The organism is Chroococcidiopsis sp. TS-821, from assembly GCF_002939305.1.
GTDB lineage: Bacteria > Cyanobacteriota > Cyanobacteriia > Cyanobacteriales > Chroococcidiopsidaceae > Chroogloeocystis.
The window spans coordinates 1-5,218 of sequence record NZ_MVDI01000019.1 but is presented as its reverse complement, the minus strand read 5'-3'; the positions used below and the strand labels follow the sequence as shown (position 1 = coordinate 5,218).

At 54.1% G+C, this 5,218-nt stretch carries 1 tRNA gene and 3 rRNA genes; all 4 read left to right on the top strand.

Features of this window, described 5'->3' with window-relative positions:
* Positions 1–213: 213 nt before the first annotated feature.
* The 4 genes from B1A85_RS23240 (at position 214) to rrf (ending at position 5,218) form a co-directional block, all read left to right on the top strand.
* Positions 214–1,703 (top strand): 16S ribosomal RNA (locus B1A85_RS23240).
* A 121-nt stretch (positions 1,704–1,824) separates the two neighbouring features.
* A tRNA-Ile gene (locus B1A85_RS23235) sits at positions 1,825–1,898 on the top strand.
* Between the two features lie 255 nt (positions 1,899–2,153).
* Positions 2,154–5,037 (top strand): 23S ribosomal RNA (locus B1A85_RS23230).
* Between the two features lie 63 nt (positions 5,038–5,100).
* Positions 5,101–5,218: ribosomal RNA gene (gene rrf / locus B1A85_RS23225) — 5S ribosomal RNA — on the top strand.
* Together the 16S, 23S and 5S rRNA genes with 1 tRNA gene alongside form the textbook arrangement of a ribosomal RNA operon.

Here is a 5,218-nt window from a genome sequence, read left to right as displayed (position 1 = left end):
CAACCGGTTGACAATATTGATTTAGGTTAGATATATTAGTAAAGCGCCGGTGAGGGAGGCAAGCGACAAGGCTTCCAGCGCGGCGACCGAACCAAGAAAAGAAGATAGTTTGAAAGCCAAAGAAAGCACATCAAGTCTTCGTCAAGAATAACTCTAAAAAAAAGAGTCCGGATTGCGAAGCAAGTAGCAGTCGAGGACAAAACTCTGTGGAATCAAACGGAGAGTTTGATCCTGGCTCAGGATGAACGCTGGCGGTATGCTTAACACATGCAAGTCGAACGAAGTCTTCGGACTTAGTGGCGGACGGGTGAGTAACGCGTGAGAATCTGGCTTGAGGACGGGGATAACCACTGGAAACGGTGGCTAAGACCCGATATGCCGCGAGGTGAAAGTAGATATAGCCTTGAGGGGAGCTCGCGTCTGATTAGCTAGTTGGTGGGGTAAGAGCCTACCAAGGCGACGATCAGTAGCTGGTCTGAGAGGATGATCAGCCACACTGGGACTGAGACACGGCCCAGACTCCTACGGGAGGCAGCAGTGGGGAATTTTCCGCAATGGGCGAAAGCCTGACGGAGCAATACCGCGTGGGGGAGGAAGGCTCTTGGGTTGTAAACTCCTTTTCTCAGGGAAGAAGGTCTGACGGTACCTGAGGAATCAGCATCGGCTAACTCCGTGCCAGCAGCCGCGGTAATACGGAGGATGCAAGCGTTATCCGGAATCATTGGGCGTAAAGCGTCCGTAGGTGGCATTTCAAGTCTGCTGTCAAAGGTCGGGGCTTAACTCCGAACAGGCAGTGGAAACTGAGAAGCTAGAGTATGGTAGGGGCAGAGGGAATTCCTGGTGTAGCGGTGAAATGCGTAGAGATCAGGAAGAACACCGGTGGCGAAAGCGCTCTGCTAGGCCATAACTGACACTCAGGGACGAAAGCTAGGGGAGCGAATGGGATTAGATACCCCAGTAGTCCTAGCTGTAAACGATGGATACTAGGCGTTGCTTGTATCGACCCAAGCAGTGCCGGAGCTAACGCGTTAAGTATCCCGCCTGGGGAGTACGCACGCAAGTGTGAAACTCAAAGGAATTGACGGGGGCCCGCACAAGCGGTGGAGTATGTGGTTTAATTCGATGCAACGCGAAGAACCTTACCAGGGCTTGACATGTCCGGAACCCTGCTGAAAGGCGGGGGTGCCTTCGGGAGCCGGAACACAGGTGGTGCATGGCTGTCGTCAGCTCGTGTCGTGAGATGTTGGGTTAAGTCCCGCAACGAGCGCAACCCTCGTTTTTAGTTGCCAGCATTAAGTTGGGCACTCTAGAAAGACTGCCGGTGACAAACCGGAGGAAGGTGGGGATGACGTCAAGTCAGCATGCCCCTTACGCTCTGGGCTACACACGTACTACAATGCTGTGGACAAAGGGCAGCAAGAATGCGAATTCAAGCAAATCCCAGAAACCACGGCTCAGTTCAGATCGCAGGCTGCAACTCGCCTGCGTGAAGGCGGAATCGCTAGTAATCGCCGGTCAGCCATACGGCGGTGAATACGTTCCCGGGCCTTGTACACACCGCCCGTCACACCATGGAAGCTGGCCACGCCCGAAGTCGTTACCCTAACCTTTCGAGGAGGGGGACGCCGAAGGCAGGGCTGGTGACTGGGGTGAAGTCGTAACAAGGTAGCCGTACCGGAAGGTGTGGCTGGATCACCTCCTTTTTAGGGAGACCTACCCAACACGAGTTGCTCAGGCAACTTGTGTGAGGTCAACCGAGGTCGGTCGAGGCGAGATGTGTGGCTTTCAAACTCTGGTTTGGTTCAGAGGAGCGAAACCGAGCAAGGGCTATTAGCTCAGGTGGTTAGAGCGCACCCCTGATAAGGGTGAGGTCCCTGGTTCGAGTCCAGGATGGCCCACCTAAAGAAGTGGAAGTGGGTGCAGCGAACTGCTTGAAGGTGGCGACTTGACGGGAGAGATGCTAGACTAGAAAAGGTGCGAAAAATTCAGCAAGCGGCACCAAAGCCAAACTGCTGGAGAATCGCCAGCCAGAACCTTGAAAACTGCATAATCATGCCAAAGAAATAGCAGGTAGAATGTAACGGCGCCGCAGTGGCGCCAAAGTTACAAAACCAAAATAAGCCAACAAGACAACTAACTGAAGAAAAGAAAGTGGTCAAGCTACAGAAGGCTGATGGTGGATACCTAGGCACGCAGAGGCGAAGAAGGACGTGGTAACCGACGAAACGCTCCGGGGAGTTGGAAGCAAGCAGTGATCCGGAGATATCCGAATGGGGCAACCCGATAGACTACCGACTGAATCAATAGGTCGGCAAGAGCGAACCCAGCGAACTGAAACATCTTAGTAGCTGGAGGAAAAGAAAGAAAACTCGATTCCCTCAGTAGTGGTGAGCGAACGGGGAAGAGCCTAAACCAGAAGATTCATCTTCTGGGGTAGTGGGACAGCGAAATGGAATCTGAGTGTTAGACGAAGCAGTTGAAAGCTGCACCAGAGAAGGTGAAAGTCCTGTAGTCGAAAGCGCAACGATACTAGCTGGATCCCGAGTAGCACGGGGCACGAGGAATCCCGTGTGAATCAGCGAGGACCACCTCGTAAGGCTAAATACTACTGCGTGACCGATAGCGAAACAGTACCGCGAGGGAAAGGTGAAAAGAACCCCGGGAGGGGAGTGAAATAGAACATGAAACCGTCAGCCTGCAAGCAGTGGAAGGACGATTCAACGTCTGACCGCGTGCCTGTTGAAGAATGAGCCGGCGAGTTATAACGAGTGGCAGGTTAAGGTGAACAGCCGAAGCCAAAGCGAAAGCGAGTCTGAATAGGGCGTTGTTATTGTCACGCGTTATAGACCCGAACCCGGGTGATCTAACCATGTCCAGGATGAAGCTTGGGTAACACCAAGTGGAGGTCCGCACCGACCGATGTTGAAAAATCGGCGGATGAGGTGTGGTTAGGGGTGAAATGCCAATCGAACCCGGAGCTAGCTGGTTCTCCCCGAAATGTGTTGAGGCGCAGCGGCTGTGAATGAAAGCCTGGGGGTAAAGCACTGTTTCGGTGCGGGCTGCGAGAGCGGTACCAAATCGAGACAAACTCTGAATACCAGGCGGCAAGCAGCTAGTGAGACGGTGGGGGATAAGCTTCATCGTCGAGAGGGAAACAGCCCAGACCACCAGCTAAGGTCCCCAAATTGTCACTAAGTGATAAAGGAGGTGGGAGTGCAAAGACAACCAGGAGGTTTGCCTAGAAGCAGCCATCCTTGAAAGAGTGCGTAATAGCTCACTGGTCAAGCGCTCCTGCGCCGAAAATGAACGGGGCTAAGTGACGTACCGAAGCTGTGGGATATGTTGCATATCGGTAGGGGAGCGTTCCGCGATAGGGAGAAGCACTAGCGGCAAGCAGGTGTGGACGAAGCGGAAGTGAGAATGTCGGCTTGAGTAGCGAAAACATTGGTGAGAATCCAATGCCCCGAAACCCTAAGGGTTCCTCCGGCAGGTTCGTCCGCGGAGGGTTAGTCAGGACCTAAGGCGAGGCCGAACGGCGTAGTCGATGGACAACGGGTGAACAATCCCGTACTGACCATAAGTTGTGCAGAGGGACACAGAAGGCAAAGCCAGCCGGAAGTTGGTTACCGGTTCAACCAGTCAAGGCGATGAGAGGCGGAGAAAACGCTTTGAGCCGAGATGGGAGTACGAGGTGCTACGGCACCGAAGTGGTGTAGTCAGGCTGTCAAGAAAAGCTCTAAACACGTTAACTTATGGTTACCTGTACCCGAAACCGACACAGGTAGGGAGGTTGAGAATACCAAGGGGCGCGAGATAACTCTCTCTAAGGAACTCGGCAAAATGGCCCCGTAACTTCGGGAGAAGGGGTGCCTACGCGAGTAGGTCGCAGTGAAGAGATCCAGGCGACTGTTTACCAAAAACACAGGTCTCCGCAAAGTCGAATGACGACGTATGGGGGCTGACGCCTGCCCAGTGCCGGAAGGTTAAGGAAGTTGGTCAGGGAGCAATCCTGCAGCTGACGACCGAAGCCCCGGTGAACGGCGGCCGTAACTATAACGGTCCTAAGGTAGCGAAATTCCTTGTCGGGTAAGTTCCGACCCGCACGAAAGGCGTAACGATCTGGATGGTGTCTCAGAGAGAGACTCGGCGAAATAGGAATGTCTGTGAAGATACGGACTACCTGCACCTGGACAGAAAGACCCTATGAAGCTTTACTGTAGCCTGGAATTGGGTTCGGGCTTTGCTTGCGCAGGATAGGTGGGAGGCGTTGAACTACTCCTTGTGGGGGGTAGGGAGCCAACGGTGAGATACCACTCTGGCGAAGCTAGAATTCTAACCTGTAGCCGTCGACCGGCACGGGAACAGTTTCAGGTGGGCAGTTTGACTGGGGCGGTCGCCTCCTAAAAGGTAACGGAGGCGCGCAAAGGTTCCCTCAGCACGGTTGGAAATCGTGCGGCGAGTGTAAAGGCAAAAAGGGAGCTTGACTGCAAGAGCAACAACTCAAGCAGGGACGAAAGTCGGCCTTAGTGATCCGACGGCGCTGAGTGGAAGGGCCGTCGCTCAACGGATAAAAGTTACTCTAGGGATAACAGGCTGATCTCCGCCAAGAGTTCACATCGACGCGGAGGTTTGGCACCTCGATGTCGGCTCATCGCAACCTGGGGCGGAAGTACGTCCCAAGGGTTGGGCTGTTCGCCCATTAAAGCGGTACGTGAGCTGGGTTCAGAACGTCGTGAGACAGTTCGGTCCATATCCGGTGCAGGCGCAAGAGCATTGAGAGGAGTCCTCCTTAGTACGAGAGGACCGGGAGGAACGCACCGCTGGTGTACCAGTTATCGTGCCAACGGTAGACGCTGGGTAGCCAAGTGCGGCGTGGATAACCGCTGAAAGCATCTAAGTGGGAAGCCCACCTCGAGATGAGTGCTCTCACTACAAAAGTAGGTAAGGTCACAGGCAGAACACCTGTTGATAGGCGCTAGGTGGAAGAGCAGTAATGTTTGTAGCCGAGGCGTGCTAACTGACCGAGGGCTTGACCTCAACAATAATGGCTTAGAGTGGCATGAGTATGCAGTCTTCAGGAGTTACTGTCCTGACAAGCTTCCTGGTGCGGTTAGCGCAGTGGAACCACGCTGACTCCATCCCGAACTCAGAGGTGAAACGCTGCAGCGGCGACGATACTCCGGGGGTCGCCCCGCGGGACAATAGCTCCGTGCCAGGT